Annotated in this window: 30 protein-coding genes; 27 read left to right on the top strand and 3 right to left on the bottom strand. The window is 53.5% G+C overall.

Translation table 11 applies throughout. The features are described from left to right. The coding region (locus ACO0K9_RS12390) for a DUF4372 domain-containing protein (RefSeq protein WP_422985260.1) at positions 1 to 211 on the bottom strand (211 nt) is incomplete at its 3' end. 398 nt (positions 212 to 609) lie between these two features. Here ACO0K9_RS12390 and ACO0K9_RS12385 point away from each other — a divergent pair. From ACO0K9_RS12385 to ACO0K9_RS12370, 4 genes are all read left to right on the top strand, one after another. After that, a complete protein-coding gene (locus tag ACO0K9_RS12385) occupies positions 610 to 1,251 on the top strand; it encodes a glutathione S-transferase family protein (RefSeq protein WP_422985258.1) in 642 nt (213 codons plus the stop codon). A gap of 86 nt (positions 1,252 to 1,337) precedes the next feature. Continuing rightward, positions 1,338 to 1,898, top strand: coding sequence for a tetratricopeptide repeat protein (locus ACO0K9_RS12380; protein WP_422985256.1), 561 nt, complete (start codon positions 1,338 to 1,340; stop codon positions 1,896 to 1,898). A gap of 64 nt (positions 1,899 to 1,962) precedes the next feature. Continuing rightward, a complete protein-coding gene (locus ACO0K9_RS12375; protein ID WP_422985254.1) occupies positions 1,963 to 2,970 on the top strand; it encodes an SEL1-like repeat protein in 1,008 nt (335 codons plus the stop codon). Positions 2,971 to 3,105: 135 nt separating this feature from the next. Further along, complete coding sequence (locus ACO0K9_RS12370; protein ID WP_422985252.1) at positions 3,106 to 4,356, top strand: tetratricopeptide repeat protein; 1,251 nt, start codon at positions 3,106 to 3,108, stop codon at positions 4,354 to 4,356. 105 nt (positions 4,357 to 4,461) lie between these two features. Here the strand turns inward: ACO0K9_RS12370 and ACO0K9_RS12365 are convergent, their stop codons facing one another. Together ACO0K9_RS12365 and ACO0K9_RS12360 are read right to left on the bottom strand one after the other, a co-directional pair. After that, positions 4,462 to 5,244: a 3-hydroxybutyrate dehydrogenase gene (locus ACO0K9_RS12365; RefSeq protein WP_422985250.1), complete on the bottom strand. Its 783-nt coding sequence runs from the start codon at positions 5,242 to 5,244 to the stop codon at positions 4,462 to 4,464. A gap of 66 nt (positions 5,245 to 5,310) precedes the next feature. Next, positions 5,311 to 6,051 (bottom strand): acetoacetate decarboxylase, encoded by a 741-nt coding sequence (locus ACO0K9_RS12360; protein WP_422985248.1) that lies wholly within the window; start codon positions 6,049 to 6,051, stop codon positions 5,311 to 5,313. 508 nt (positions 6,052 to 6,559) lie between these two features. Here ACO0K9_RS12360 and ACO0K9_RS12355 point away from each other — a divergent pair. From ACO0K9_RS12355 to ACO0K9_RS12245, 23 genes are all read left to right on the top strand, one after another. Continuing rightward, positions 6,560 to 7,720, top strand: coding sequence for a hypothetical protein (locus ACO0K9_RS12355; protein WP_422985246.1), 1,161 nt, complete (start codon positions 6,560 to 6,562; stop codon positions 7,718 to 7,720). 316 nt (positions 7,721 to 8,036) lie between these two features. Then, positions 8,037 to 9,182: a hypothetical protein gene (locus ACO0K9_RS12350; RefSeq protein WP_422985244.1), complete on the top strand. Its 1,146-nt coding sequence runs from the start codon at positions 8,037 to 8,039 to the stop codon at positions 9,180 to 9,182. 257 nt (positions 9,183 to 9,439) lie between these two features. Continuing rightward, positions 9,440 to 9,790 (top strand): hypothetical protein, encoded by a 351-nt coding sequence (locus ACO0K9_RS12345; RefSeq protein WP_422985242.1) that lies wholly within the window; start codon positions 9,440 to 9,442, stop codon positions 9,788 to 9,790. Then, a complete protein-coding gene (locus ACO0K9_RS12340) occupies positions 9,790 to 10,080 on the top strand; it encodes a hypothetical protein (RefSeq protein WP_422985240.1) in 291 nt (96 codons plus the stop codon). The genes ACO0K9_RS12345 and ACO0K9_RS12340 overlap by 1 nt, the downstream gene beginning before the upstream one ends. 34 nt (positions 10,081 to 10,114) lie before the next feature. Next, a complete protein-coding gene (locus ACO0K9_RS12335) occupies positions 10,115 to 10,786 on the top strand; it encodes a hypothetical protein (protein WP_422985238.1) in 672 nt (223 codons plus the stop codon). Beyond that, positions 10,767 to 12,251: a terminase large subunit domain-containing protein gene (locus tag ACO0K9_RS12330; RefSeq protein ID WP_422985236.1), complete on the top strand. Its 1,485-nt coding sequence runs from the start codon at positions 10,767 to 10,769 to the stop codon at positions 12,249 to 12,251. Before ACO0K9_RS12335 ends, ACO0K9_RS12330 begins: the two co-directional genes overlap by 20 nt. A 608-nt stretch (positions 12,252 to 12,859) precedes the next feature. Beyond that, positions 12,860 to 13,231, top strand: coding sequence for a hypothetical protein (locus tag ACO0K9_RS12325; protein ID WP_422985234.1), 372 nt, complete (start codon positions 12,860 to 12,862; stop codon positions 13,229 to 13,231). 84 nt (positions 13,232 to 13,315) lie between these two features. Next, entirely contained in the window at positions 13,316 to 13,690 is a 375-nt protein-coding gene (locus ACO0K9_RS12320) for a hypothetical protein (RefSeq protein ID WP_422985232.1), read from the top strand. An 84-nt stretch (positions 13,691 to 13,774) separates the two neighbouring features. Beyond that, positions 13,775 to 16,621, top strand: a complete 2,847-nt coding sequence (locus ACO0K9_RS12315) for a portal protein (RefSeq protein ID WP_422985230.1) — start codon at positions 13,775 to 13,777, stop codon at positions 16,619 to 16,621. A 14-nt stretch (positions 16,622 to 16,635) separates the two neighbouring features. Continuing rightward, positions 16,636 to 16,869, top strand: coding sequence for a hypothetical protein (locus ACO0K9_RS12310; protein ID WP_422985228.1), 234 nt, complete (start codon positions 16,636 to 16,638; stop codon positions 16,867 to 16,869). 144 nt (positions 16,870 to 17,013) lie between these two features. Beyond that, positions 17,014 to 18,006, top strand: coding sequence for a hypothetical protein (locus tag ACO0K9_RS12305; RefSeq protein ID WP_422985226.1), 993 nt, complete (start codon positions 17,014 to 17,016; stop codon positions 18,004 to 18,006). A 10-nt stretch (positions 18,007 to 18,016) separates the two neighbouring features. Beyond that, positions 18,017 to 19,072 carry a N4-gp56 family major capsid protein gene (locus ACO0K9_RS12300; protein ID WP_422985224.1) on the top strand — a complete coding sequence of 352 codons (1,056 nt, stop codon included), beginning with the start codon at positions 18,017 to 18,019 and terminating at the stop codon, positions 19,070 to 19,072. 15 nt (positions 19,073 to 19,087) lie between these two features. After that, complete coding sequence (locus ACO0K9_RS12295) at positions 19,088 to 19,300, top strand: hypothetical protein (RefSeq protein ID WP_422985222.1); 213 nt, start codon at positions 19,088 to 19,090, stop codon at positions 19,298 to 19,300. A 9-nt stretch (positions 19,301 to 19,309) separates the two neighbouring features. Further along, positions 19,310 to 19,678, top strand: coding sequence for a hypothetical protein (locus ACO0K9_RS12290; protein ID WP_422985220.1), 369 nt, complete (start codon positions 19,310 to 19,312; stop codon positions 19,676 to 19,678). A gap of 116 nt (positions 19,679 to 19,794) precedes the next feature. Beyond that, on the top strand, positions 19,795 to 20,280 hold the full coding sequence (locus ACO0K9_RS12285; protein ID WP_422985218.1) for a hypothetical protein: 486 nt from the start codon (positions 19,795 to 19,797) through the stop codon (positions 20,278 to 20,280). Positions 20,281 to 20,283: 3 nt separating this feature from the next. Then, positions 20,284 to 20,964 carry a hypothetical protein gene (locus ACO0K9_RS12280; RefSeq protein WP_422985216.1) on the top strand — a complete coding sequence of 227 codons (681 nt, stop codon included), beginning with the start codon at positions 20,284 to 20,286 and terminating at the stop codon, positions 20,962 to 20,964. Next, complete coding sequence (locus ACO0K9_RS12275) at positions 20,961 to 23,006, top strand: hypothetical protein (protein WP_422985214.1); 2,046 nt, start codon at positions 20,961 to 20,963, stop codon at positions 23,004 to 23,006. The genes ACO0K9_RS12280 and ACO0K9_RS12275 overlap by 4 nt, the downstream gene beginning before the upstream one ends. Before the next feature lie 9 nt (positions 23,007 to 23,015). Further along, entirely contained in the window at positions 23,016 to 24,824 is a 1,809-nt protein-coding gene (locus ACO0K9_RS12270) for a hypothetical protein (protein WP_422985212.1), read from the top strand. Between the two features lie 23 nt (positions 24,825 to 24,847). Then, on the top strand, positions 24,848 to 25,285 hold the full coding sequence (locus ACO0K9_RS12265; protein ID WP_422985210.1) for a hypothetical protein: 438 nt from the start codon (positions 24,848 to 24,850) through the stop codon (positions 25,283 to 25,285). A gap of 223 nt (positions 25,286 to 25,508) precedes the next feature. Next, positions 25,509 to 25,679, top strand: a complete 171-nt coding sequence (locus ACO0K9_RS12260; RefSeq protein WP_422985208.1) for a hypothetical protein — start codon at positions 25,509 to 25,511, stop codon at positions 25,677 to 25,679. A 56-nt stretch (positions 25,680 to 25,735) separates the two neighbouring features. Further along, positions 25,736 to 26,218 carry a glycoside hydrolase family 108 protein gene (locus tag ACO0K9_RS12255; RefSeq protein WP_422985206.1) on the top strand — a complete coding sequence of 161 codons (483 nt, stop codon included), beginning with the start codon at positions 25,736 to 25,738 and terminating at the stop codon, positions 26,216 to 26,218. Further along, entirely contained in the window at positions 26,211 to 26,654 is a 444-nt protein-coding gene (locus ACO0K9_RS12250; RefSeq protein WP_422985204.1) for a hypothetical protein, read from the top strand. The genes ACO0K9_RS12255 and ACO0K9_RS12250 overlap by 8 nt, the downstream gene beginning before the upstream one ends. A 61-nt stretch (positions 26,655 to 26,715) precedes the next feature. Beyond that, positions 26,716 to 26,961, top strand: coding sequence for a hypothetical protein (locus ACO0K9_RS12245; protein ID WP_422985202.1), 246 nt, complete (start codon positions 26,716 to 26,718; stop codon positions 26,959 to 26,961). Positions 26,962 to 26,964: the final 3 nt, after the last annotated feature.

Below are 26,964 nucleotides of genomic sequence, written 5' to 3'. Positions count from 1 at the left end.
ACAGCCGATGGGCCTGGGCACGCAAATTGACCTCGATATCGCGCAGCGATTCCCGATAGGTCAATTGCGCAAACGCCATGGCAAAGAACTGATCCAGACAAGAAAAATCCTTGACCTTGTGCTCGCCCCTGTGGGCTGCTACGCATCGTCGAAAGGTGGTCAGCGGCAAATACGTCATGACCTGCGAGAAAACGAGTTTGCCCTGATGCATAGGAGCCTTCGGCGGATATCCGCAAAAAGCCCCAATTCTGCGCCTCGATGTTCAAATCGAGACCAGATGAAAACATCATTTTATGCAAACAAATCATTGACTTACGATCCTCTGATGTGAAAACGTTGGGACACTAGTGATTCATCTTATTTTGTAAAGTCGAAGTCTGTATGCGTTGAACTAGCATAGTTTAACATTGGGCCGTGTTGAAAAGTCGGCTTACGACAGACGCAGCGCAATTGTGCGGATGTGGTTCTTCAACGAGCGTTATTGGACACGCGCATGGTCCATGTAAGACATTGCCTTACATGAATTGTGCGTGGACTTTTTTTACCCTGGCGCAGCTAAAATTTTTGGTATGATGCTTTTTCTGACTTCATTGACGAAGGAAAATCATCATGTACAAGCTGCACAGTATCTGCCAGTCTGGCAATGCCTATAAGGTTGCCCTGTTGTTGCAAGCACTGAACCAACCCTGGCAAGCTGAATTTGTGGATTTCATGAAAGGTATTTCACGTGATGAGACATGGCGTGAAAACAGCAATGAAATGGGCGAAGTACCGATACTGGAAGATGGTGAGCTGCGCCTGACCCAGTCTGGCGTCATCCTCACTTATCTGGCGGATAAACATGGTGCGTATGGTGGCAAGACGGCAGAAGAAAAGCGTGAAATCTTGCGCTGGATTTTGTTTGATAACCACAAGTTCACCAGTTATTTTGCCACCCATCGCTTCATGAAATCCTTTGGCCCGGCGGCACCAGACGCCAATGTCATGGCCTGGTTGCGTCAGCGCATGGACAATGCTTTTCTGATTGTGGACAAGCACCTGGCAACCCGGCCTTACATGGTGGGTGACAGCCCGACGATTGCTGACATGTCCATGAGTGCTTACCTGTTTTACCCGGAAGCAGAATCTGGCTACCCTATCGTGGGGCGCTTTAGCCATATCAGTGCCTGGCTGGACAGGCTGCGCAACTTGCCGGGCTGGGCTGACCCGTATGCGATTTTGCCGGGCGAGCATATTGCGCCAAAATGGTAAATTGCTGATTGGGCTGATTAGTAAATGGTGATGCGTGGCGGGCAGATGGATAGGCTCGTCGCCAGCATGACTTCATGAGCGGAATAATGACAACATCTGATCACCAGCATGCTGGACTGAAAGCAGGGCTGCTGGCGGCCATGCTGGCAAGCGCCTGCCCTTTGCTGATGGCAAACCCGGCGGAATCAGCCAAACCAGCAGCCAACGCGCCAGCCGGGAGTGCGCCAGCGAAGGAGGTGAGAATGGTATCGAACGTCAAGCCAGTCATGCCAGTCAATTTCCTGGAAGTGAAAGAAATGGCAGCACGCGGTTATCTGAAAGATCAATTGCTGTTGGCCGACATGTATGAGACCGGGCGCGGCGTCAGGCAAGACGATGCCGAAGCCTTCAAGTGGACGCTGAAGGCGGCGCAGCAGCGTCATCTGCCATCACAGAATGCGGTGGGCATCAAATATGCCATCGGCACCGGCACACCAAAAGACCTGGTCAAAGCCTATATGTGGTTCACCCTGGGTGCCATGGCGGGTGAATTGTCACCGGTCGAAAACCGCTTCATCGCCGCCAAAATGTTAACACCAGAACAGAAAACGCAGGCTGAAGCCCTGGCGGTGACGTGCTGGAACAGCAGTTTCAAGAATTGCCTCTGAGCAATAATCGAGGTAGTATTTGTAGATTTGGCACAAAAACCAGCTTCCACACGCCGGAGATAAAATGAAGAACGCACTCAAACCAGCTTCCATCCCGGTGCTGGCACTGCTGGCATCGCTGACATCAATAGTATTGCTGGCCCAGCCCGCCAGCGCTTGGGCTGCAGGTAATGACAATCAAGCCACCGCAAAAAAACAGCATACCTGGACCCTGGCTGAACTGAAGGCCGAGGCGGCCAAAGGGAAAGCCTGGGCGCAGAATAATTTGGGCGCCCGTTATTCCAAGGGTGATGGCGTTAAACAAGATGATGTTGAAGCGCTCAAATGGTATCGCCTGGCTGCTGCAAAGGGGCAACCGGATGCCATGTACAACCTGGCGGGTTTGCTTGAAACTGGTACGGGCGTCAAAAAGGATTTGAAAGAGGCTTACAACTTGTATCTGCAAGCTGCTGAAAAAGGGAATGCGGATGCCCAGTTTTCTGTGGGTCTGGCACTGGATATGGGGCGTGGCGTCAATCGAGATGATGCTGCTGCCGTGAAATGGTATCGATTGGCGGCTGATCAGGGCCATGCTGACGCCCAGAATAATCTGGGCTTCATGTATGAAGAAGGCCGGGGCGTGAAAAAAGATTATGCAATGGCGATGAAATGGTATGAAAAATCCGCTGCACAAGGTGCACCCATTGGCCAGGTAGCTATTGGATGGATGTACCAAAACGGTTTTGGTGTGCCACAGAATTATGCCGAAGCCATCAAGTGGTACAAAAAGGCGGCGGCCCAGGGGGATGCCCGTGGCCAGATCAGTCTTGGTTATATGTATTCTACCGGTAAAGGTGTGCCGGTTGACCAGGTAGAAGCTGTCCGGCTAAACCGTCTGGCGGCAGAGCAGGGCGATGAGTATGCACAGACCAACCTGGGTTCCCAATACGAAAAAGGCCAGGGTGTGGCACAGGATGATGTGCATGCCTACATGTGGTTCAAACTGGCCAAGGATGCAGGTAATGACAATGGTGCCAAGAACCTACCCATCCGTGATGAAAAGGATGACATCCGCCCAGGTGATACAGGCTAACACCATGGCGGAAAACTGTCGCAAGCGTGAATTTAAGGGGTGTTGAGATGTCAATACGCCCCAGGCTGCTTTCTTTAAGCGGCTGCTGCAAAATTAGTTAGTGCATCATGTCATGTTGTTTTTACCGGGGATACGATGAATAAGATACTAAAACCAGCCACTTTGCTTTTGCTGGCGGCGCTGGCGGTGTTAAGCCAGCCCGCCAGCGTTTGGGCTGCAGGTAATGGGAATGATCCCTCCCAAAAAAAACAGCATACCTGGACCCTGGCTGAACTGAAGGCCGAGGCGGCCAAAGGCCATGCCTGGGCGCAAAATGATCTGGGGTATCGGTATTACGCGGGTGAGGGCGTCAAAAAAGATGATATCGAAGCGCTTAAATGGTATCAAAAGGCTGCGCTGCAAGGCTATGTGTCGGCCCAATTTAATATTGGCACGGCGTTTGAAAAAGGCCGTGGTGTGCAGCAAGACTATCAGCAGGCTGTGAAATGGTATCGCCTGGCTGCGGAACAGGGACATGCTGGTGGACAGACCAATCTTGGTGTCATGTATGTCAATGGAACCGGCGTGCCGCAAGATTATACCGAGGGCATTAATTGGTATCGCAAGGCTGCTGCCAAAGGGCAAACGGTCGCCATGAGCAACCTGGCGGGTTTGCTTGAAACTGGCACGGGCGTCAAAAAGGATTTGAAAGAGGCTTACAACTTGTATCTGCAAGTTGCTGAAAAAGGGGATGCGTATGCCCAGTTGTCTGTGGGCTTGGCACTGGATACTGGGCGTGGTGTCAATCGCGACGATGCCGCTGCCGTGAAATGGTACCAACTGGCGGCTGATCAGGGCAATGCTGACGCCCAGAACAATCTGGGTGTCATGTATGAAAAAGGCCGGAGCGTAAAGCAGGATTATGCAACCGCGATGAAATGGTTTGAAAAATCCGCTGCACAAGGCGGACCTAGTGGACAGGCGAATGTTGCATGGATGCATAGAAATGGTTTTGGTGTGCCGCAAAATTATGCCGAAGCCATCAAGTGGTACAAGCTGGCCATAGCCAAGGGGAATGCCAATGCTCAGATCAGTCTTGGCTATATGTATTCTACCGGTGAAGGTGTGCCGGTTGACCCGGTAGAAGCTGTCCGGCTATACCGTCTGGCCGCAGAGCAGGGCGACCCGCAGGGACTGAACAACATGGGTCTCAGGTATGCCAGAGGCCTGGGCGTGGGACAGGATGATGTGCATGCCTACATGTGGTTCAAACTGGCCAAGGATGCAGGTAATGACAATGGCATCAAGAATCTGCCCATCGTGATGAAAAGGATGACATCCGCACAGGTGATACAGGCTAATACCATGGCGGAAAACTGTCGCAAGCGTGAATTTAAGGGGTGTTGAGATGGGGGGCTTTGGGCTGAAGATCAGTTCAGGCCGCTCGGCTTGATGTTGAAGCGCGCCATGCACTGCGGGTAGCAGTGCATGGCCGAAGGTGACGAACCGGCTTTAACTCATGTGCCAGCCATGGCTGACCGTAATCGATTGCCCTGTCAATGCATTGGAACCGAACGATGCCAGGAACAGCGCTGTCTGTGCCACGTCTTGCACGGTGGTGAATTCGCCGTCGACGGTTTCTTTCAGCATGACGTTTTTGATGACGTCGGCTTCTGATATACCCAGTTCTTTTGCCTGTTCCGGGATTTGCTTGTCCACCAATGGGGTGCGGACAAAGCCGGGGCAAATGACGTTGGCGCGGATATTGTCTTTGGCACCTTCTTTGGCTACCACTTTGGCCAGGCCGATCAAGCCATGTTTGGCGGTGACGTAAGGGGCTTTTAATGGTGATGCTTCGTGCGAATGTACTGAGCCCATGTAGATAACAGCGCCGCCCTTGCCACCGGCTATCATCGCGCGCATGCAGGCACGGGTCGTGAGGAAGGCACCGTCAAGGTGGATGGCGGTGAGTTTTTTCCAGTTATCCAGGCTTAAATCAACGATGGGGCTGATGATCTGTATGCCGGCGTTGCTGATGAGGATGTCCACAGTACCGTAGGCGGCAACGGCGTCGGCCACGCCTTTATCGACCTGGGCTTCGTCGGTGACGTTCATGGCCACGGCCATGGCAGTGCCGCCTGACTGTTCAATTTCTTTGGCGGTGGCGGTGGCGGCTTCCAGCGCCATGTCGGCGATGACGATCTTGGCACCTTGTTTGGCGTATTCAATGGCGATTTCTTTGCCTATGCCGCTGGCGGCACCGGTGATCAGAGCAACTTTGTCTTTGAGTAACATGATGTTTCCTTTATTGATGGAGGTTATTTTTTAAGGGCTAGTGGGCTAATGGACTAGCGGACTGTTTCATTTCGCCAAATAGTCATACGCAACGCTGCCATAAGGCAGTGTCAGGTCGGCCAGGATATGAACTGCAGAGAGTACTTCTCGCACCGGCAAGCTTGCCACCGGTGCCAATGCATGGGGGAAGAGATCGAGTGCGCCGGGGCCGCCCCAGGCACCCTTGATGGTGATATCGGTCAAGCTGTATTGCACCAGCTCGCAGATGCGCGGTGTGCCATCTACATGCGGGATAATTTTTAGCAGGAAACTGGGTGTGGCCATGCTGGCCTTGACCTTATCCTTATCCAGCGTGGTGTGTTTAAAGCCCATGGTGCCGGTTGCCACGCGGATGTCGCTGTAATCCAGGCTACCCACCAGCGTGTCTTTGTGTACCCGCAATTCTGGCTCACCCAGTTTTTTAGGAAAGCCCCATAACTCACGCCCTGCGGCAATCGGCGGGTGGTCGTTCAGGTACATGCTGTGTACATAGCCGCCCGCCACGCCATCGAGCGTGACAGGAATCACCTGACCGGATTCACAATAATGCCCAAAGCCGGTGGAGTCAGGCATGTTGATGAATTCAAACTTGACGACCGGCTCTGCCATTTGCAGGGGCGCGGGAATCACTTTCCTTAATAAATCGGGGTCGGTACGGTAGGTGATGATCAGATATTCTCTGTCCGTAAAACGATACGGCCCGGGTGGAAAAGCCGAATTCGTATAGGGCATGGCGAAGGCATTGTTGCGGATATCATCTTCTGTCATAGCTTGTCCTGTTCTTCTGCAAGTTTGTGAATAACTGATGGATGGGCATTAATGGGGGCTGGTCTGCACGGGCAGGGGAGTCTTTGACATCATGATCGTCTGGCTGCGCCTTCATTCAATAGTCGGATAGAGGCGTATATAGTAACTGAAGCTTGATTTTTTTGTATTTCAGCTTTGTTACAAAGTATTTGGCTGTCCTGCGGTGCGGTGGCGACATGCGCTGTTTTCAGGTGCTTGACCACCAAAATATTCCGGCTTACACTGGTTTCTGATACACGTCATTGGTGTGTCTTATATGGCGTCTTATATGGCGTCTTATCTTGTGTCTTAAAGCGAATCAAACCCGCCCTTTGCTGGCGGGTTTTTTATTTTCTGCTTCTGTTTTTCTTCCTGCTTTTCTTCCGCATTTTCTGCATTTTTCCTCTGGTTTTTCTACCGCCTTGTCATCCTTGGCAAAGCGGTCTTTTTCACGCTCACGCTGTTTTTCAAATCTATTTAAGGATTAAAAATGAAACATAATCAATTTTGGACTGCCCTGGGCAGTGTCTTCGGTGCCGTATTATTGGCTGCCAGTCTGATGGCAGCACCGCATGCCAGCGCGGGCTGGCTGTTGACAGATATGGGTGCTTTTTCCGGTGGCACCAGCGTTGCCCGTGGCTTGACGCCGACTGGGCGCGTAGCTGGTTATTCAGCAGAGGCCGATGGCCAGTTGTATCCCTTTTTAAGTAGCCGTGGGCTGGTCAGCAAAGTGGGGAACGACCCTGGCGTTACTCTGGCAGTGAATGCGCTGGGGCAGTCTGCCGGGATATTGTTGGGGGCTGATAACTACGGGCATGTCGGACTATTTGCCGGTCAGACATCCACCGATTTGGGCAGTATTGATGGCGGCGGCAATATCGCTACTGACATTAACAACATTGAGCAAGTAGTGGGCTACACCATTTTGGCGAATCATGATGAACGTGCTTTTGTCGCGGATAAGTATAGCCTCGTGAACCTGGGTACGCTGGGTGGCAGATCCAGTCGTGCGATTGCCATCAACAGGGCGAGCGTCATCACGGGTTTTTCCACCACTGACACCACGGGCGGCCCGACTCACTGTTTTGTATCTTATGGCAACGGCATGGTGGATATTGGCTCGCTGGCTTCAACAGGCAATTGTATACCAGCTGCTATCAACGATGCCGGACAGATCGTTGGCACCGCCAACAACGGCACGGCATTACATGCATTTTTGTACGATGGAAGTCAGTTTCATGATCTGGGTACACTGGGTGGAAATACCAGTGCAGCCAACGGCATTAATCAACTGGGGCAGGTGGTCGGGCAAGCACAAACGGCGAATGGTGACAGGCGGGCCTTTCTGTATTCCGCGGGCAAAATGATCAATCTGGGATCACCAATCGCAAAAGGTGGCTCCAGTTCTGCCAATGCTGTCAATGCAAATGGCCAGGCTATCGGCTACTACATTCTGCCGGACGACAGCAGGCATATCCCGATTTTATTTCGCAATGGGCGCATCATCGATTTGAATACGGTATTACCGATGTTGACAGAAGTGGATGCCGAATTCCTTTACCTCAACGACGCCGGACAGATTGCCGGCACCGGCAAAATCAATGGTGCACGACATGCATTTTTGTTGACGCCTGTGCCTTGGAATACGTAGCGAGTAGTTGGAAAAGTGACGGTAAAATAGTTTATAAATTTCTTTTTAAATTGCTTACCTGTCAAAATATTCCGGCTTACACTGGTTTCTGATACACGTCATCGTTGCGTCTTATATGGCGTCTTATCTTGTCTCTTAAAGCTAAAACCCCCGCCAGTTGCTGGCGGGGGTTTTTATTTTCTGCTTCTGTTTTTCTTCCTGCTTTTCTTCCACACTTTCTGCATCTTTCTCCTGGTTTTTCTACCGCATTGTCATTGTTGGCAAGGCGGTTTCTTTCACGTTCTTGCTGTTTTTCAAATCTCTTTAAGGATTAAAAATGAAACATAATCAATTTTGGACTGCCCTGGGCAGTGTTTTCTTAATGGCCGCCAGTCTGATGGTGGCACCGCATGCCAGCGCGGCGGGCTGGAATCTGACGGATCTGGGGGCCTTTGCCGGTGGCACCAGCAATGCCCGTGGTTTGACGCAGGATGGGCGGGTGACTGGCTATTCCATGGAAGCCAATGGTTTTCCTTATCCGTTTTTAAGTAGCGGCGGCCAGATCGTCAAAATTGGTAGCGGTACGGGTGTTGGCTTGGCGGTCAATGCACAGGGCCAGGTGGCAGGCGCGGTGACCAGTGCGGATGCCTCCAGCATCGACGTTGGTCTGTTTGTCGGCCAGACATCCACTGACCTGGGTGGTATGGGTGGTGGCACTTCAAATATTGTGTTTGCCATCAACAACAGCACGCAAATTGTGGGCTATAGCATCCTGGCGAATACGGATGAACGCGCCTTTGTTGCAACGCCCAACGGCATCGTGAATCTGGGTACACTGGGTGGGCGCTTTAGCAGAGCGGTAGCGATCAATGCGTCGGGTATGATTACAGGCAAATCCACCAATGCAAGTAACCAGATTCGCTGCTTTGTTTCGTATGGTAGTGGCATGTCCAACATCGGGTCGTTATTCACGACGGGCACCTGCATACCGTCTGCCATCAATGACGCTGGACAGATTGTCGGTTCCGCTTATAACGGCACGACAACACACGCATTTTTATACGATGGCTATCAATTCCATGACCTGGGTACGCTGGGTGGAAAAACCAGTTATGGCAATGGGATCAATCAGTTGGGCCAGGTAGTGGGTCAAGCGCAGACGGCAAACGGTGATACGCGCGCCTTTTTGTATTCTGCAGGTCAGATGACCAACCTGGGTTCACCACGCGCAACAGGCGGTGCCAGTTCTGCGTATGCCATCAATGCCAGTGGCCAGGCAATTGGGTATTACACCGTGCCTAGTGACTCTACCCGCCGCCCGATTTTGTTTAGCAATGGCAGTATCATCGACCTGAATACAGTGTTGCCAGCGTTGACAGAAGTGGATGGTACTTACATTTATCTGAACGACGCCGGGCAGATCGCCGGCACAGGTAAAATCAACGGCGCACAACATGCATTTTTGTTGACGCCTGTGCCTTGAAGTGAATTTTTGGCTAGTGAAAATATTGGGAAAAAAGGGCGGTAAAAATAATTTATAAAATTCTTTATAAATGACTTGCCCGTCAAAATATTCCGACTTACACTGAATTCTGATACACGTAATAGCTGCGCCTAATTTTAAGCCCACCGAATTTTTTCGGTGGGCTTTTTTCTTATGGGATTTTTCTCATATAGGCACAGACACATATTCAAAACCCCGTTGCTAAACCAACGGGGTTTTTCTTTTTTAGGACAATCATGGCAACTCCGATTTCGGTTTGTATAGCAATAGATGAAGACGGCAATATCAGCGTCGGCACGCAGGATTCTGCTTCAGGTGCATCGTCGGCACCTTCTGCGTCATCTGCAATGGGGATGGGGGCAGATGCGTCTGCTGCCGACGACGCTGGTGATGCCGGTGCTGGTGATGCATCCGGTATGCAGCCAGCGGACAACATAGACCAGGCATTGGCCGTGGCGCGTGAGCTGTTGCGCAAGGCGGCGCAAGTGGGTGCTGCCACCATTGGTGGTGACCCTGGTGGTGAAGGCGCGCAGGATGCGGCGGATGCTGCTTTCAAATCGCGTCGTGGTGACAAGGCGGGGTTTTGATGATGATGGAAGATGTAGACAACGCGACTGAAAAAACTACTCAGCCATCCGGTGGTGATGTGATTGAAATGTCGGGTGACCTGATGGGTGCGGTGGCACTGGCTTATGGCTCACCAGTGGATTTTGATGGCGTCACCATCAGCGTCTTGCGTGAACCTGGCACAAACCGCCTGCTGGCCCTGATTATCAGCCCGGTGGATATGCAGGGTGATGAACCGTTTGCCAGGTATCAGGTGCACCCTGATCAAGTTGCCAAGGCACGCCAGCGTTCACTGATAGTGCCAGCCTGATTTTTAAGCATGAAAAAAAGGGGAGAGTACGAAGATGACTATGCCCGATGAAGAAAATAAGTTAAGCAAAAAACGCCGCATCGACTGGGAGTCCGTCGAACGTGATTACCGCGCCGGTGTGTCTTCCGTGCGTGAAATCGCCAGGTTGCACGGCATCTCTGATACCGCCATCCGCAAGAAAGCCACCATGCAGTTGTGGGAACGTGACCTGACACAAAAAGTGCAGGAACAGGCCAGGGCAGAGCTGGTGCGGGGCGAAGTTGGGTACGGCGAAGAACATATACCTTCGACCCCTAGCGAAAGGCAAATCGTTGAAACAGCGGCTGCCACGGTGGTGCAGGTGGTGCGTGAACACCGCGCCCGCATACGCCAGGGCCATGCGCTGGTGGAATTGCTGACGCAACAGTTGCTGGATGTGGCGGGGCGGCGCGATGAATTTGAGCAGGGCATCGAAGCCGATTGCGCCGACGACAAAACCGGCACCCGCCAAAGCCGTTTGCTGAAGGCGGTGTCTTTATCCACCCATGCGGCGCTGGCGGTCAGCCTGGCGACTGCCACCAAGACCTGGATAGGGCTGGAACGGCAGGCTTTCAATTTGCGCGAGCTGGCACCGGCAGAAGATGACGTACCGGCGATGACGGACGCGCAACGGCGTGCCCGCCTGGCAGCTTTGCAGGAAAAATTATATGGCCTTGAACAAGGATGAAGAACTGGAATTGATCGCGCTGCTGGAGCAGGAACAGGCAGCGCGGGCAGTAGATGACCTGGCGGTGTATGCCACCATGACGCTGGAGGTGACACCGGCGCGTCATCATGCCTTGTTGATCGCAGAACTGGAAGCAGTGGAAAGCGGCGCGCTGGATATGCTGATCGTGACCATGCCGCCCGGTTCGGCCAAATCAACCTATGGCAGTGTGGTATTTCCCGCCTGGTATCTGGGGCGGCACCCGGAACGCTGTGTGATTGCTGCGTCGCATACGGTAGAACTGGCCGAACGTTTTGGCCGGCGTGTGCGTAATCTGTTTGGCAGCAACGCCCATGCACGGGCTTTTCCCAAGAGTGGTTTATCGGCGCATAGCAGCGCTGCCGGGCGCTGGGATACGGCGCAGGGCGGTGAGTATTTTGCGGCAGGCGTGGGCGGATCAGTGACTGGTCGCCGTGCTGACCTGGCGATAATTGATGATCCGGTCAAGAGCCGCGAAGATGCCGATAGCCCGACCATACGGGAAAAGCAGTGGGCATGGTGGCGTGATGACATGAGCACACGCTTGAAGCCGGGTGCCGCCACCGTACTGATCATGACGCGCTGGCATGAAGATGATTTGGCTGGCCGCATGATCGCTGATTTGAAACAGGCAGGGCAGCGCGTGAAGGTGCTGTCGCTGCCGATGGAAGCACGGGAAGGCGATGCCCTGGGCCGCGCCGTTGGCGAACCCCTGTGGCCAGAATGGTTCACACCGCAGATGCTGGAAAACGCCAAGCGTGAACCCCGCACTTGGTCGGCCCTGTACCAGCAGGAACCGCGCCCGGTCGGTGGCGGCGAATTCAAGAATGAATGGCTGCTGTATTACCAGCGCCAGCCCGCCACCAGCAACAAGGTGATCCTGGTGGACCCGGCCAGCGGCAAAAGCCGCACACGCGGTGATTTTACGTCGATGTGGGTAGTGGGGCGCGGTGCCGATGGCAATGATTATGTGCTGGATGGTGTACGTGATCGTTTGAATTTGACTGAACGTACTGAAGCGTTATTTACGCTGGTACGCCGCCATCGCCCCGCTGCGGTCGGCTATGAACAATATGGCCTGCAATCGGATATCGAACATATCCGCATCGAGCAAGAAAGGCAGCAATACCGTTTCCGTATTCTGGAACTGGGTGGTGCGACAAAAAAGGAGGACCGCATACGGCGCCTGATCCCATCATTCCAGCAAGGCCGCCTGTGGCTACCCGCCAGCATGAAACGCCAGATGGCCACCGGCCAGTTGCGCGACATCATGGATGATTTTCGTAACGAATACGCCGCCTTCCCGGTCGGCGCCCACGACGACGCCCTGGATTGCCTGGCCCGCAAGGAAGAACCAGCCATCCGCAAATTTTTACTCACCCCGCGCGAGGAAGATGAATTCGTGGATGAGGCTTTTGTGCCTTTGGATGCGGAGTTTAATTATTGAGGGTGTTGACTGTTTTGGTTATGAAGAAAGCACATTTCTTAATTTATTAAATGGAAAATGTAAAAATTTCAATCCTGGATGAACTTTTTTTGTTCTAATTACTCAATATTTGTATATACAGTGCCGATATAAAAAACATGCCATAAATCAATAAATAAGCTGATTCATACAAAATACAGCTAGTTTTAAGTAATTAATTTATAAATTCACATGTATTTTGTTGAGATTGGCTCGATTTTGCAATATAGTCTGTATATACAAAATTGAGGTGAGAATGAGATCATATATTATTTCAGCCGACGTAAGAGCAAAGCTGTGCGTAAAACATAATATGGTGACTGAGACGGACATCGATCAATGCTTTGATAACAAGTGTGGAAATTTTCTTATTGATGACAGGGAAGATAACAAAACAGACCCTTGCACACTTTGGTTTATTGCTGAAACTAACAAAGGACGGCTGCTTAAAATATGTTGCATGTTTATAGATGGCAATATCCACATTAAAACAGCTTATGAGCCAGATGACATAGAAATATCTATTTACGAGAGTAAAGGGAAGTAATTTTTAAAGTGGTAGTTATTTCGTAGTATTTATGGAGAAAATCATGAAACAAAAAGGCAAGATCGCCGGTACAGCAGATGCTTGGGAGAGCGGACTTCTGGGAAGGGATATAGATCACGCCGTTGCCGCACCCAAAGAGTTAGAAAATCAAATTGATGAAGCACTCGGGCTTCAAATGATTTCCATTCGGTTGTCTACAGAACTGATTAAGGAATTCAAAATGATCGCAAAATTCAATGGTGTAGGATATCAACCTTTAATGCGTGATGCATTAAAGCGGTTTGCCGACTCAGAATTGAAAAGAATCGCAACGCTTTACGCAAATGAAAAAGCGGAAAGAGAACGGCAACATGAATTGCAAGGTCAACAAGACAAGCCGGATCAGGATCCCCCCAAGCATAAAGAAGCAGCTTAATTAAAAAACCCGCTAATCTGCGGGTTTTTTTATGCCAAATACAACCGCCCTTGAGGCGGTTTTTTATTTTTAAGGATATCAATCATGGCAAGCGTTAGCCCCCAATTTTCTCGTGACATCGGTACCCGTGATGCCAGTGTCGTTTTGTTGAGCTGGGCCCTGAGTACGGCGAATGCCGATGGTGTGCCATTTGAAATGCCGGAATGGGCCGATCGCACCTGGCAGGCGGTGGGTAGCTGGGGTGGTGCGACGCTGAGTCTGCAGGGCAGTAATGATGGCAGTAACTGGTTTGTGTTGTCGAATGCGGCGGGCGGTACTGCGGCCACGCTGTCTGCCAATGGTGGCCTGGCCAGTATCGAATTGCCGCGCTATGTGCGGCCCAACCTGACCACGCCCGGCAGCGGAGCGACGGTGACGGTGAGCCTGTGCGGGCGTCGTGCCTCGCCATTGAGGAATTGATATGGCCCAGCATATACCGGTCAGAAAAGGCGGCGGTGGGCCGCGCCCACGTAGTTGGCGATGAATGTAGTCAATGAGATGACAATGAAAAATAAAAATGTGAATGCAGGCCAGGCTTTGCCAGGCAGTGCGCGTGTCCGTACCGCCCTGGGCGGTAAAGAAAATGGGCAAGATGCGATTGGTGACGAGGGTGATGACGATGGCGATGACGATAGTGATGGCGACATCGGTGATGCGCCAGGCGACGAACTAAGTGAAGCGCGTCTGGCGCGGCTGGCGGCGTTTTCTTCCACCCTGCGCGCGATGCGTAATACGGCGATAGAAGCGCGCCGCCAGATGGGTGTGGAAGAGCAATGGCAAGAAGATGAAGACCATTATGAAGCGATCGATGATGCCAACCGCACGACATCGGCCCGTATCAAGCCGTATGACTTTGGTGGCACCGGCACGGGTGCGACACGTGCACCGGATGCCAAGGCGACGCGCAGCACGGTCTTTGTGCCGCTAACGCGACCGTATGTGGATATGGCATCGGCGCTGATTGCCGATCTGTATCTTCCGACGGATGACAGGAACTGGGATGGTGAACCTACCCCGGTGCCGGATCTGGTGAAGCAGGCAAAGGACATGACACCGCTGATGCAGGCAGCACAGCAGATGCAACTGGGGCCGGGCGGCGCGGGTAGCAGTACGATGCCAGCTTCCATGATGGCACGTTTGCGCAGCCTGTTTGTGAAACCTGCGGGTGGCCAGGCGATGTCGGCGGGACTAACTGCGGACTCAACCGCTGACCCTGCTGCCGACCCTGCTGCTGTCCCTGACGCAGTTTCAGCAGGGGACATGGCAACTGCTGCTCCGTCGGTACCACCAACTGCAATGCCGCCAGCAACGAACCCGATGCAAGGTGCCATGCCAGGTGCTGGGATGTTGCCAGGCGCGCCACCTGGCATGGGTATGCCAGCATCGCCAACAGCGCCTGCACCGCAAACCGTCGGCGATCTGGCGCAGCAAGAAATCGATGCTGCCAATGATGCCTGGAAAAAAGCCCGTACCCGTATCGACGACTGGCTGACTGCCTGTGCCTACAACGCAGAAATGCGCAAGGTGATCAAGGACATGGCACGCATTGGTGTTGGCATCATGAAGGGGCCGTTTCCCAAAGCGAAATCGACCAAGGCGGTGGTCAGGACTGAGCAAGGTTATGCCATAGAGATACAAGAAAAAGTGATACCGGCATCGCGCCGTATCGACCCCTGGCGTTTTTACCCGGACCCTGCTTGCGGTGAAGATATCAACAACGGCAGTTATGTGTTCGAACAAGACTTTATCACGCGCAGCAAATTGCGTGACCTGGTGAAGCTGGACAGTTATATCCCGGCGCAGATTACGCGCTGCCTGGAAGAAGGCCCCATCAGCGCCACCCACGGTGCCCGCAAGAGTGCCGCAGAACAGCAGACTGATTCTGACCTGTTCGAGATCTGGTACTTTGAAGGCCAGGTGGAATGGCAGGACATGGCCGATGCCGGTTGTGAAGTGGAAGGTGAAGCCGGTGATGTCTTTCATGCCGTGGTGACGATGGTGAATGAGCATGTGATCAAGGCAGCACTGTCGCATCTGGACAGTGAAGAATTTACTTATGATGTGACGGTGTGGCAGCGCAAATCCGGCTTGTGGATAGGTGATGGCGTGGCACGCCAGGGCCGCACGGCACAGCGTGGTTTGAATGCAGCGGTGCGCAACCTGATGGACAATGCCGGTCGTTCTGCCAGGCCGCATACGGTGATCAACCGCAAGGCGGTGGTACAGGGCAATGACCCTTACACCTGGTACACGCGGGGTGACGCTGATATTTCACAGGTGGCGCATGCGATGATGTTTTTTAATGTGCCCAGCATGCAGGGCGAGCTGATGAACATCATCCAGTATTTTTCCAAGATGTTTGAAGATGCCACGGGTTTGCCGATGATGATGCAGGGTCAGCAAGGGGCTGCGCCAGAAACCGTGGGCGGCATGCAATTGCTGATGAATAATGCCAGCATTGTGCCGCGTGACATTGTACGGCGCATTGATGACTGCATTACCGAACCGCATATCGGCCGCTATTATGAATACCTGATGATCCATGGCGAAGACGATAGTGAAAAAGGTGATTTCAGTATTCATGCGCGCGGTTCCAGCGCGCTGATGGAAAGGGCGGCGCAAGACCAGTTCCTGGTGCAGATCGCTGCCTTTGCCACCAACCCGGCCTTTGGGCTGGACCCGGAACTGTTTATCGAAGAATTGCTGAAATCCAAGCGCATCAACCCGCAACGCCTGAAGCTGAGTGACGCCAGGAAGCAGGAAATGGCAGGGCGTCAGCCGCCGGAAGATGCGCGCATTACCGCCGCCAAGATCATGGCGCAGGCTGGTCTGGCGAAAGTGCAGGCACAGGCGCAGGCCAACGGGCAATTGCAGATGGCGCAGTCGCAGGCTGAACTGCAGCGTATTGCGCAAGAAGCTGGTCACCAGCAAGAATTATTGCGTACCGGTGGCAGCACGCCACAAATGGCCAACGCCAGTGCCCGCATCGAGCAGGAACGCATACGCGCCCAGACGGCGCAAATGGTGGAAACATCACGCGCCAACGCTGAAATGGCACGCGCCGACAAGGAAATGCTGATCGCGCAACAGAATGGCGAGTATGAAATGCGCAAGCTGGAACTGCAGCGCGAAATCGCCTTGCTGGATTATGCCAACAAGGAAAAAATCAGTATCAATGATGCCAGGACCATGCTGGCCAAGTCCGCCATGGACAACCAGACCAAGCGTGAGCTGGCAGCGGCTGAAATACAGCTGGCACAAAATGAGGGTTTGCAGGATCGGATGTTAAGCCTGCATAAGCACCATACCAGTCTGGTGCGTGATGAAATCAGCACGCCGGATACGCCATAGGATAAGGACAGGCCATGAATGAAGAAGATTTTCAGCTCAACAATGAAGAGCGGCATAGCCCGGTATGGGCGCGCCTGCGTGAGCATCTGCAGCAGCGTCTGCAAAGCCTGCGTCAGCGTAATGATACGGACCTGACGCCAGAACAGACGGCAAAGCTGCGTGGCCGCATTGCTGATACACAGTATGTTTTAAGCCTGGGAATCGCTAACCGCGATGTACCGGAACCATTGACAGACCGCGACGAGTAATCGTTGCCCTGTCTGTAGTCTGACCCGCATGTGCGGGCTGTCACAGTTAACCACAGAGTGGCCCTGATCAGCGGGCAAGTGTCTTTCACCCTGTTTCAACTATGTCAGTCCACCAGGCGGGTTTTGTTTTTTGGAGAAGCAATGATGAGTGGTGAAATCGAACAGGGTGGAGCGGCAGAGCAGCCGGCCCAGGGTAATCAGGAAGCAGGCCGCAGTGCTGATAGCGTCGGTAGTACAGGAAATGCAGGCAATGCAGGTAATTCCGGTAACGAGCGCAACAGCGCTGAAGCCGCCGCCGCAGCGGCAGCTTTTGACCGGGCGCGCAGTGAAACATCTGTCGCAACGAAGGCAGAACTGGATAAGGATGCCAGTGCCGGTCAGGCTGAAGCGCAGGCAGCGCCAAGGATGCTGGCTGGCTTGACAGAACAACAGATCGCCGGTTTGTTGGGTGAGATACCGAAGTATCGCAAGCAGATTGATCATCTGGCCGGTAACAACGGCAAGTTGAATGCAGCGATACAACGCCTGCAGCAAGAGGTGCCGCGTGGTCAGGCTGTGACGGTCAATGATGAAGACCTGGCGGAAATGCGCGAGATTTTTCCGGAACTGGCAGATCTGACCAAGGGGGCGCTCAACAAGATCCTGGGCAAACTCAATACCCGGGGTACCGGGCCAGGGAATGATTCAACAAGTGATTCTAGCAATGGCAAGACCAAAGCTGCAGGCCGCACACCGGACGACTATGTCGCTCTGGCTAAAAAGGCTGCGCTGGAAGTTGCGTCGTCAGAGCGGGTGAATACCCACGTTGAATTATTGCATGGCTTAAACCCCGGCTGGGATCAAATTATCGGCTTGCCGGATGTTGATGGCCGTTTGCCTCAGACGGATTATCGTCGATGGCTGGCGGCCCAGCCTGTGGCTTACCAGACCAAGATGCACAACTCGAACAATGCGTTTGAAATCGGTGCTTCGATCAAGGCTTATCAGCAAGCCAGGGACGCCTTCGCCAAAAAATCGCAGCAAAACAAGAGCCGTCTTGCCAATGCCATGCAGCCGCAAGGCCAGGTGGCGGCACGCGGTGTTATTTCTGAACAATCAGCTGCCGACAAAGCTTTTCAGGCACGTCGCCAGCGCTAGGAGTTAATTTATGCCAGTAGCAAGCTATGCCAATGTAACCCAGCGGGTGGGCACGCTGAAAGGTGAAATCCTTTCGCATGCAGCACCGGTTGAAGTCTTGTCTTTGGTCGGTACCGACAAAGATAAAGTCATCCCCAAAAACAAATCGAATAATGTGAAGTTTCGCCGCTGGCTGCCGTATGGTGGCGTGGATAATCAGTGGATTACCGCCAACAACGTCGCCACATTTGCATCCAGCCAGCAAGCCGTCGAAGGTGTGACGCCGACCGCCGACACGCTGACCCCCACCGATGTGACGGCAACGCTGGTGCAGTATCTGGTACTGTACTGCGTGACCGACCAGATGAACGACATGCATGAAGATGGCGACATCATCCCTGATGAAGCCAAACGCCAGACCGGCCAGCGCATGGGCCTGATCGGTGAAATGGTGCGTTATGGTGCCTACAAGGCAGGTACGACAGTGTATTACAGCGGCGGCACGTCGCGCGCGACGGTAGCCAACACGGTGACCATCAATATGTTGCGCAAGGTAGCCAAGACTTTGCTGGCCAACCATGCGATGCCGATCACGCAGGTGCTAGTGCCTTCCACCAATTTTGCGACGGCACCGATAGAAGCGGCCTTCGTGGTGTTTTGCCATACCGATCTGGAACCGGCCATCCGCGATTTGCCCAATTTCAAGGATATCGCCAATTACGCGCAGCGCAAGCCTATCCATGATATGGAAATCGGTTCTTGTGAACGTTTCCGCTTTGTGTTGTCGCCTGAACTGGCAGGTTATCCGGATGCTGGTGCGGCCATTGGCGCAACCGGCATGACCAGTACCAGCGGCTCGCTGATTGATGTCTACCCTATGATCATGATGGCCGATGAATCGGTAGGTCAGACCCATCTGGGCGGCGTTGAAAACTGGGATGCCTGGTATCTGCCACCGTCGCAGCGTGACAAGTCTGATCCGGGCGGTCAGCGCGGTTATGTCGGTGCCAAATGGTATTACGCCGCCATTATCCAGAACCAGGGTCGCCTGGCTGTGGTGGAAGCCGGCACACCTTTGCTGAGCTAATGAAAGGAAACCTGTATGCCTGAATCCATCAAGCAGCGCAGCAATGCGATGGCAAGCCATCGTGATGCCGAGGCGGTACGTTTTCTGATCACTGCCCTGCGCGCCGATGTGGCTGCCCTGCGCACGGCACTGATCGCTACCAACGCCAAACTCGACAATGATGCCGGTGTGACTGACACCAATTATGGCGCGCTGAACAATCCACCAGCGCTGACCACCAACCTGTAAGGAAGCAAGATGCCTCAAAATATCGCTGGTCAGGTTCTGACCTATAACCCATCCCAGGGCTCGGCTGCATTTGCCAATGGCCTGGATGTTCTGGATGGCACTGCCATCACCGCCACGGACTATGTGGAAATTGTCTGCGGTTTCAAACCCAAGTATGTGAAATGGGAAAACCTGACCGACCGCGTCTGCGGTGAATTTTACGAAGGCATGGCTGCCAATAGCTGTGTCAAAACAGCGGCAAACGGCACCCGCACGCTGGAAATTGGCGGCGGCAACGGCGGCATTACGCTGACGAATAATGGCTTTCGTGTATTGCAAAATGCCACGCTTGGCCTGGTGCTGGCATCCAGGACTTGTGCCTGGCGCGTACACGCTTAATGTAGCCGCGTCATTTTTTTAAAAATTTAAAAAGTTTTAAGAAGTTATAAGAAATTTTTAAGGTTTTCAACAAAAAGAGCATCTGCGGATGCTCTTTTTTTATTAAAGGATCAAACATGTCACGAAGCAAAAACACGGCTGAACTGCAAGGCCCGGTGGCACCCGATGTCACCATGCCTGCCAGCGGCGTTTTCAGTCATGATGATGTGCCTGAAATTGAAGTCGTCGCCGATGTCATGGCCGATAAAAAGGACTGGGCAGACAAGATGAATTTCATGAATGAAACTGTGTGCATACGCATACAGGAAACCACCAACCCGAATGAAGAACCACGGGTGCCGGTGTGCGTGAATGGCGTCAGATCCCATCCTGTCTACGGCAATAACCTGCCACGCGGCATAGAGCTGAATGTCAGGCGCTATGTGGCTGAAGCGCTGTTGCGCGCCAAGCCCATCAATGTGCGTACCGTCAAGACTATCGATCATGACGGCAATGACACTGCCCGTATCGTGCGCAGCATAGGCACGGCTTATCCGTTCGAGTTGATCAACGCCAAGCCGCGTGACACGGAATGGCTGCGGTCCATACGCGCGCAGGCATAGATCGTGAACTATCTGTCTATCGTCAATGCGCTGCGCGAAAAATGTGGCGCTTCGGGTGCTGCACTGACCACGGTGACGGGGCTGAGTGGTGAATCACTAAAGTTTTGCAACTGGGTGAATGACGCATGGATGGATATCCAGGGCATGAACGAACACTGGGAATTCATGCGCGCCAGTTTTTCATTCAACACGGTGGCACAACAGCAAGCTTATACCCCGCTACAGGCGAATGCGGTGAATTTTGGTAACTGGAAAACCGATAGCTTCAGGCTGTATCAAACCGCACTGGGCACCACCAATGAAACCTGGTTGCCTTGCCGCGACTACGGGCATTTTCGTAACCTGTATCAGTTTGGTGCCATGCGGACTGCTTATCAGCGCCCGGTGGAATGGGCGGCCAGCCCGGCCAAGGCGATTTTGCTGGGCGCTGCGCCTAATGCCGCAGGCTATACGGTGACAGGTGAATATTATCTGGCACCACAAGAGTTGCAGGCGGCGACGGATGTGCCGTCTTTGCCGACCGAATACCACAGGGCGATTGTGTATCGCGCCATGATGTTTTACGGTGGCCATGAAGCGGCGTCGGAAGTGTTTCAGCTTGGTCAATCCGAATTTGACAAGGTGCTGGCGCGGCTGGAATTGAATCAGTTGCCGCCCGTGCGTTTTGCGGAGCCCTTGCTATGAAGATGCCTGTGGTACGTCAGGATTATTATCCGCTGGGTGGCGGGCTGGACCTGGTCACGCCATCGATAGCGATGGCACCAGGCATGGTGATCGATGCCCAGAATTATGAGCCGGCGATTGGTGGTGGTTATCGTCGTATTGATGGCTATGAGCGTTTTGATGGACGGCCATCCCCCAGTGCGGCTGCTTATACGCTGGTGTATGTGAATACCACGGCGGGCATTGCTGTTGGCAATACGGTCACTGGTGCCAGCAGTACGGCGACGGCCTTGGTGCTGGCTGTTTTCAGCAATTACCTGGTGTGCAGCCGGGTGAGCGCCACTTTCCAGGTGGCTGAAAGCTTGCGGGTAGGGGCGACACCGGTGGCCACCGTCACTGCACCGCAGGCCAGCAATGGCGCCAGTTCAGTCAGTGATCATGTCGATTATGCCTTGCTGGCGGCGAATGACCAGCGCAGCCTGATACAGGTGGTGCCGGGCAGTGGCCCGGTGCGTGGCGTGTGGGTGTTTAATGACGTGCTGTATGCCTTTCGGGACAATGTAGCGGGTACTGCTGCTGCCATGTATAAGGCAACCGGCAGTGGCTGGGTGCAGGTCAGTTTTGGTGTGGAGGTGCAGTTTACTGCGGCCACGGCTGAAATTAAAACGGGTGATGCAGTGAGCCAGGGCGGTGTCTCGGGTGTGTGCGTGGCGGCCATGCTGCGTACTGGCACCTGGACCAGCGCCGGGGCCGGTACGCTGGTGTTTGCTGCGCTGGCGGGTGGTGCCTTTGCTGCCGGTGCCTTGCAGGTAAGCGGTAGCAGCAAGGTGACGGCGTCTGGTGCATCGACTGCCATCACACGCCTGCCTGGCGGCAGGATGGAATTTTTCAATTACAACTTCACTGGTGCCAGCAATGCCAGCAAGATGTATGGTGCCGACGGCGTGAACCTGGCGTTTGAATTTGACGGCAATAATTACGTCCCCTTGCGCACCGGCATGACGCAGGATACGCCCGCCCATGTGATTGCCCACAAGGGCTATCTGTTTTTATCCTTTAACGCCTCGGTGCAGTATTCCAGCCTGGGTGCGCCGTATTCATGGACGGTAGTGACGGGGGCAGGGGAGCTGGATTGCTCCAAACCGGTGACCGGTTTTTTACCGCAAGGCGGTAACCAGGCCGGATCTTCACTGGCTATTTTTACTGCCGAACGCACTTTCGTGCTGTATGGCACCAGCAATGCTGACTTCAAGCTGGTGTCATCGATCTTTGATATCGGCTACAGCGCTTTCACCTGCCAGCAAGTATCGAATGATGCCTTTGGCATGACTACCCGCGGCATACAGGCACTGACCACGACCCTGAATTATGGCGACTTTGATTATGCCTCCATCAGCCACATGATACAGCCACTGGTGACCCGCAAACGGGGGCTGGAATGTGCATCGACGACCTTGCGTACCCGCAATCAATACCGCGTGTATTTTACCGATGGCACGGCACTGGCAGTCGGCCTGACTGGTGACAAGGTGAATGGCATGCTGCCGCTGAATTATAACCGGCCAGTGCGCTGTATTTGCACCGCCAATCTGAGCAATGGTACCGAGGTTACGTATTTTGGTTCGGACGATGGCTATGTGTACCAGGACAATGCCGGTACCTCGCAAGATGGCAATGCCATCGAGGCCTGGTGCCGCCTGCCGTTTAACAATAACAAGTCACCGCGCATCCGCAAGCGTTTTCGTCGTGCGGTATTTGAAGTGGTGGTGGACGGTTTTGCAAAGGTCAATATTTCCTACGATCTTGGCTATGGCAATCCGGCGGTATTGCCGTCAGCACCGCAAAGTGATACTGCGCTGAGCGGCGGTGGCGGGTATTGGGATCAGTTTAACTGGGACCAGTTCAACTGGGATGCGGCTTACGTCAGCAGCCCTTCACTGTCGATCGATGGCACGGAAAAAAACATAGGTCTGCTGTTTTATTCGAACCGCAGCCAGGACCAGTCACACACCCTGCAGGGGGTGACGCTGATGTCCACACCGCAATTACTTCAACGTTCATGAAAGACAGGTATGACTAATCCGTATTACGCGCAAACGGGCGTGCCAGTTGCGCAGTCACGTGGCGTTTCTGTTTCCGTCAAATCAGAGTTTGGCCTGATCCAGGCTGGTTTTGAGGGAGTGAATACGCAATTTGGCGGCAAGGGCAATATCGCTGGCCAAGCATGGACCGGCACGCATGATTACACTGGCGCGACCCTGACCATGGCAACACCAGCGCCGGGCGATAATTCGACGAAGGGGGCGACGACGGCTTTTGTTGCTGCCACTGTTTCAGCCTATGCGCCGCTGAATTCGCCCGCACTGACCGGTAGCCCGACTGCCCCCACGGCAGCGTTCGGGACTAATTCAAGCCAGATCGCCACGATGGCGACATTATTGCCTTATGCGCCGCTGAATTCGCCGGCACTGACCGGTATCCCGACTGCACCTACCGCAACAGTCGGTACCAATTCAACCCAGATCGCCACCATGGCGGCGATCACGAATCAGGTACTGACTGCGACTTTGCCGGGGCAAGCGGGCAAAGCAGGTTCGTCATTGATAACAGATGGTTCAACTGCCTTTTGGGGAGCCATTGTCATTCCCAGGAATGTGCAAAACAGTACCTATCAGATAATGGCTGCTGATGGTGGAAAACACCTTGTTCTTACCGGTGGCAGTTCAGTCGCATGGACTGCACCAAACCCGGCAAGCATATCATCAGGCTGGTATTGCATCATAAAAAATGAGGCCACGACCGCGAGTGCAGTAGCCATCACTCTTACCCGCTTCGGCTCTGAAACCATCGATGGTTTAGCATCCATCGTCGAATACAGCGGTGGAGCATTGATGCTTACTTTCGATGGAGTGAATTTCATTGCCACGCGTCTGTCCGGAGGTGTGGCCAGATTCACAGCATCCGGTACATTCACGATGCCAACTCGTGTTAATGGGTGGCGGACAAGGGTTACTGGTGGTGGTGGTGGGGGTGGTGGGGGTAACCAGGATACCACGAACATGGGGGCGGCTGGAGGCGGTGGCGGTGCTTGTCAGCAAAAAATACTTACTCCAATTGCTACTGGAACCACTTTAACGATAACGGTTGCGGCTGGCGGTACCGGTGGAGCCGGTACAAATAACGCCTCCACCGGTACTGGATCGCCCGGCGTTGCAGGTGGAACAAGTTCCATCGCTGCTGGCGGTGTTACATACAACATCGCATACGGTGGTGGCGGTGGCATGCAGTCCAAGTTAAGTAATGCATCATATGGTGGCGGCGGCGGTGGTGGCGCAGGTTCTGGGACTGCTGGACTCGGGTCTGGCAGTACACCTACAGGAGGGGCGCCTGCAGCGCAAGTGGGTGGAGCGCCAAGTTTTCTAGGTACTCCAGCTTTGCCAGATAACGTAGGTCTTGGCGGAGGTGGTGGAGCTGGGACTGCCGGTCGGGCAGAATGGGGGGGGGCTGGCGGTGGGGGTGTTGGTAGTGCTGGCGCAGGTGCGTTGTACGGCGGTGGTGGTGGTGGTGGTGCTTCTTCGGCTACCAGTAGCGACGGCCAAGCTGGCGGTGCATGCGGCGTATATGCAATTGGTGGGGGCGGAACAGCAGGCATAAGAGGTGTAAGCCCCACATCTGGAGGTAATGGTACCAGTCGTGATTATGCTTGCGGCGATGGTGGTGGCGGTGGAGGTTGTGCAAACTCAGGCACCAACAACGGCGGAAACGGCGGAAACGGCGGATCCCCTGGTGGTGGCGGTGGTGGCGCTGGCTGTTCAACTGGCGGCACTGGCGGCAATGGTGGTACTGGTGGACGCGGTGAAGTTTTGGTGGATTATTGGTAAGGTCGAAAATGGGAAATCAAGAAATGAATGTAGAACCTGAACCAATCCGGGTTCACCTGGTGGTAAACGGCGTTGTGACCAACACAATCCTTGCCAAATCACTTGAGGAAATACAAGCGACGTATGCAGACAGCCTTTGTATCGACGCATCTGCCGGCGGTGTTATTGGCGATTATTTTGATGGTCAGGTGTTTACAAAACCTCCACCTCCACCCCAACCTGTGCCTACAGTAATCACGATGCGCCAAGCGCGTCTTGCCCTGCTTCATGCGGGTTTGCTCAATCACGTCAATACAAGCATCGCCAATTTGCCGGGCGTGCAAGGCGATGCAAGTCGTATCGAATGGGAATTTTCAAGTACCGTTGAAAGACATAAGCTGTTGATAGTTGCACTCACACCGGTGCTGGGTATGACAGATGCGCAAATCGATTCTCTATTTATCGACGCGGCAAGCCTTTGATGTGCTGCCTTACCCTGATTCGCTGGTCAGGTGTCCTTCACTTCCGCTTCAACCGTGACAGTCCACTACCGCATTGTGTCCCTGCGATTTGACTGGGTTGCAAACGCTGAAGTTGGGAGGCACAAAGAAATAGTATTAGGGAGATTGAAATGCATATTGAAATACAGAATAAACAGCAGAATCCGCAGACGCGGATTTTTTTGCGCAAAGAAAAGGATAAGTAATGCAGGATCATCAATTGACCCACTGGCTAGATGCCATTTCTGTCGGCACCATTGTTGCCACCCTGGCCGGATGGCTGCCCGCAATGGCTGCATTGGCTTCGCTGGTCTGGTCTTTGATCAGGATCTACGAGACAAAGACGGTGCAATCCTGGTTGAAGCGCTGGAAGTAATTTTTGATGTGTAAGACCAAGCCCGGGTGATCCCGGGTTTTTTTATGGAACATACCATGAACAATTTTGAATTATGTATTGCCCCCTTGCTGACGAATGAAGGCGGCATCACCAATCATCCGCTGGATAAGGGCAGGCTGACCAAATACGGCATCAGCCAGCGCAGTTACCCGAACCTGGACATCGCAGCGCTGACTGTCGACCAGGCAAAGGCGCTTTATAAGCGCGACTTCTGGGATCCGTATCAACTGGACCGCTTCGCGCTGGTTGTCGCGTTCGAGTTTTTTGATTGCGCAGTGAATTGCGGCACCGGCACGGCCGCCAGACTCTTTCAGCGCGCCCTGGGCGTGGCTGAAGATGGGATTGTCGGCTCCATCACGTTGAGCAAGGCATTGGCAAGTAATCCGGACAAACTGGCCAAGACCATGGCAGCACACCGCATCAAGTTTTACACCTCGCTGTCGCAGTTCGACACGTTTGGCAAAGGCTGGGTCAATCGCATGGCCAATAACCTGCTTTGGGAGACACAAAATGTTTGAAAAACTAGGATTGTTCTACAACGTATTCCGGCAGGGCCAGGCGGTTGCTGATGCTGTGAAACTCAAAAACAAACAGATGCTGGGTAACTTGATAGCCGTCTTGCTGGGCTCTGTATTTTCGATTGGAAAATTGTATGGCTACGACTTTCACATCTCGCCGGATGATCTTACTCATATCGGCGCTGTTGCTGCTATCGGTTTCGGGCTGTTCAACAGTGCAGCAACTGTTGCAAGTTCCGACAAAATTGGACTGCCGGCCAAGCCAGAACAAAATAGCGCAAGCAATACAGTCAGCGGAACCCCGGTGCCAATCCTACCTGAGCCGCCAGCACCAGAACCAGTGCAGCCTGACCCTCATACCGCTGCGCGAGTCGGCGAACAGTTCGTTGACTCAGATAACCCCCTCGCAGGACTCGATACCACGTATCGCGGCTGACTACCTTCACAGCATCAACGGCATCAGCTTTTCTACCCACTGTCACTATTAAGGAATCATCATGCTACAAATTGCCGCCGCAATTCTCTCCATCATCAACTTCCTCGCCCAAAACAAGGACCAGGTCAAGCAATTGATCACCAGCATCGAAAGCCTGATCCCGGATGCACCAGGCAATCAAAAAGCCCTGCAAGTGCGCAATTTCATTTCTGCCAGCCTCGGCATCGAAGACCAGTTTGAAAAAGCCTGGGATCTGGTCGCGCCATTGTTCAACAGTTTGGTTGCCGCTACTAAAACCGGTAAATAAGGA

The sequence above is a fragment of the Undibacterium sp. Ji50W genome, from assembly GCF_049340445.1.
Classification (GTDB): domain Bacteria; phylum Pseudomonadota; class Gammaproteobacteria; order Burkholderiales; family Burkholderiaceae_D; genus Undibacterium.
The sequence above is the reverse complement of the archived record's forward strand: the minus strand, read 5'-3'. Positions and strand labels throughout refer to the sequence as shown.

Excerpts from the sequence above, each read along its gene's own strand:
- ACO0K9_RS12340 (WP_422985240.1), top strand. The coding sequence starts at position 9,790 with ATGATGATGGAAGATGTAGACAACGCGACTGAAAAAACTACTCAGCCA.
- ACO0K9_RS12345 (WP_422985242.1), top strand. The coding sequence starts at position 9,440 with ATGGCAACTCCGATTTCGGTTTGTATAGCAATAGATGAAGACGGCAAT.
- ACO0K9_RS12290 (WP_422985220.1), top strand. The coding sequence starts at position 19,310 with ATGCCTCAAAATATCGCTGGTCAGGTTCTGACCTATAACCCATCCCAG.
- ACO0K9_RS12320 (WP_422985232.1), top strand. The coding sequence starts at position 13,316 with ATGGCAAGCGTTAGCCCCCAATTTTCTCGTGACATCGGTACCCGTGAT.
- ACO0K9_RS12385 (WP_422985258.1), top strand. The coding sequence starts at position 610 with ATGTACAAGCTGCACAGTATCTGCCAGTCTGGCAATGCCTATAAGGTT.
- ACO0K9_RS12295 (WP_422985222.1), top strand. The coding sequence starts at position 19,088 with ATGCCTGAATCCATCAAGCAGCGCAGCAATGCGATGGCAAGCCATCGT.
- ACO0K9_RS12310 (WP_422985228.1), top strand. The coding sequence starts at position 16,636 with ATGAATGAAGAAGATTTTCAGCTCAACAATGAAGAGCGGCATAGCCCG.
- ACO0K9_RS12255 (WP_422985206.1), top strand. The coding sequence starts at position 25,736 with ATGAACAATTTTGAATTATGTATTGCCCCCTTGCTGACGAATGAAGGC.
- ACO0K9_RS12245 (WP_422985202.1), top strand. The coding sequence starts at position 26,716 with ATGCTACAAATTGCCGCCGCAATTCTCTCCATCATCAACTTCCTCGCC.
- ACO0K9_RS12360 (WP_422985248.1), bottom strand. The coding sequence starts at position 6,051 with ATGACAGAAGATGATATCCGCAACAATGCCTTCGCCATGCCCTATACG.
- ACO0K9_RS12300 (WP_422985224.1), top strand. The coding sequence starts at position 18,017 with ATGCCAGTAGCAAGCTATGCCAATGTAACCCAGCGGGTGGGCACGCTG.
- ACO0K9_RS12350 (WP_422985244.1), top strand. The coding sequence starts at position 8,037 with ATGAAACATAATCAATTTTGGACTGCCCTGGGCAGTGTTTTCTTAATG.
- ACO0K9_RS12305 (WP_422985226.1), top strand. The coding sequence starts at position 17,014 with ATGAGTGGTGAAATCGAACAGGGTGGAGCGGCAGAGCAGCCGGCCCAG.
- ACO0K9_RS12270 (WP_422985212.1), top strand. The coding sequence starts at position 23,016 with ATGACTAATCCGTATTACGCGCAAACGGGCGTGCCAGTTGCGCAGTCA.
- ACO0K9_RS12315 (WP_422985230.1), top strand. The coding sequence starts at position 13,775 with ATGAAAAATAAAAATGTGAATGCAGGCCAGGCTTTGCCAGGCAGTGCG.
- ACO0K9_RS12250 (WP_422985204.1), top strand. The coding sequence starts at position 26,211 with ATGTTTGAAAAACTAGGATTGTTCTACAACGTATTCCGGCAGGGCCAG.
- ACO0K9_RS12285 (WP_422985218.1), top strand. The coding sequence starts at position 19,795 with ATGTCACGAAGCAAAAACACGGCTGAACTGCAAGGCCCGGTGGCACCC.
- ACO0K9_RS12380 (WP_422985256.1), top strand. The coding sequence starts at position 1,338 with ATGACAACATCTGATCACCAGCATGCTGGACTGAAAGCAGGGCTGCTG.
- ACO0K9_RS12260 (WP_422985208.1), top strand. The coding sequence starts at position 25,509 with ATGCAGGATCATCAATTGACCCACTGGCTAGATGCCATTTCTGTCGGC.
- ACO0K9_RS12375 (WP_422985254.1), top strand. The coding sequence starts at position 1,963 with ATGAAGAACGCACTCAAACCAGCTTCCATCCCGGTGCTGGCACTGCTG.
- ACO0K9_RS12330 (WP_422985236.1), top strand. The coding sequence starts at position 10,767 with ATGGCCTTGAACAAGGATGAAGAACTGGAATTGATCGCGCTGCTGGAG.
- ACO0K9_RS12355 (WP_422985246.1), top strand. The coding sequence starts at position 6,560 with ATGAAACATAATCAATTTTGGACTGCCCTGGGCAGTGTCTTCGGTGCC.
- ACO0K9_RS12365 (WP_422985250.1), bottom strand. The coding sequence starts at position 5,244 with ATGTTACTCAAAGACAAAGTTGCTCTGATCACCGGTGCCGCCAGCGGC.
- ACO0K9_RS12325 (WP_422985234.1), top strand. The coding sequence starts at position 12,860 with ATGAAACAAAAAGGCAAGATCGCCGGTACAGCAGATGCTTGGGAGAGC.
- ACO0K9_RS12335 (WP_422985238.1), top strand. The coding sequence starts at position 10,115 with ATGACTATGCCCGATGAAGAAAATAAGTTAAGCAAAAAACGCCGCATC.
- ACO0K9_RS12370 (WP_422985252.1), top strand. The coding sequence starts at position 3,106 with ATGAATAAGATACTAAAACCAGCCACTTTGCTTTTGCTGGCGGCGCTG.
- ACO0K9_RS12265 (WP_422985210.1), top strand. The coding sequence starts at position 24,848 with ATGAATGTAGAACCTGAACCAATCCGGGTTCACCTGGTGGTAAACGGC.
- ACO0K9_RS12275 (WP_422985214.1), top strand. The coding sequence starts at position 20,961 with ATGAAGATGCCTGTGGTACGTCAGGATTATTATCCGCTGGGTGGCGGG.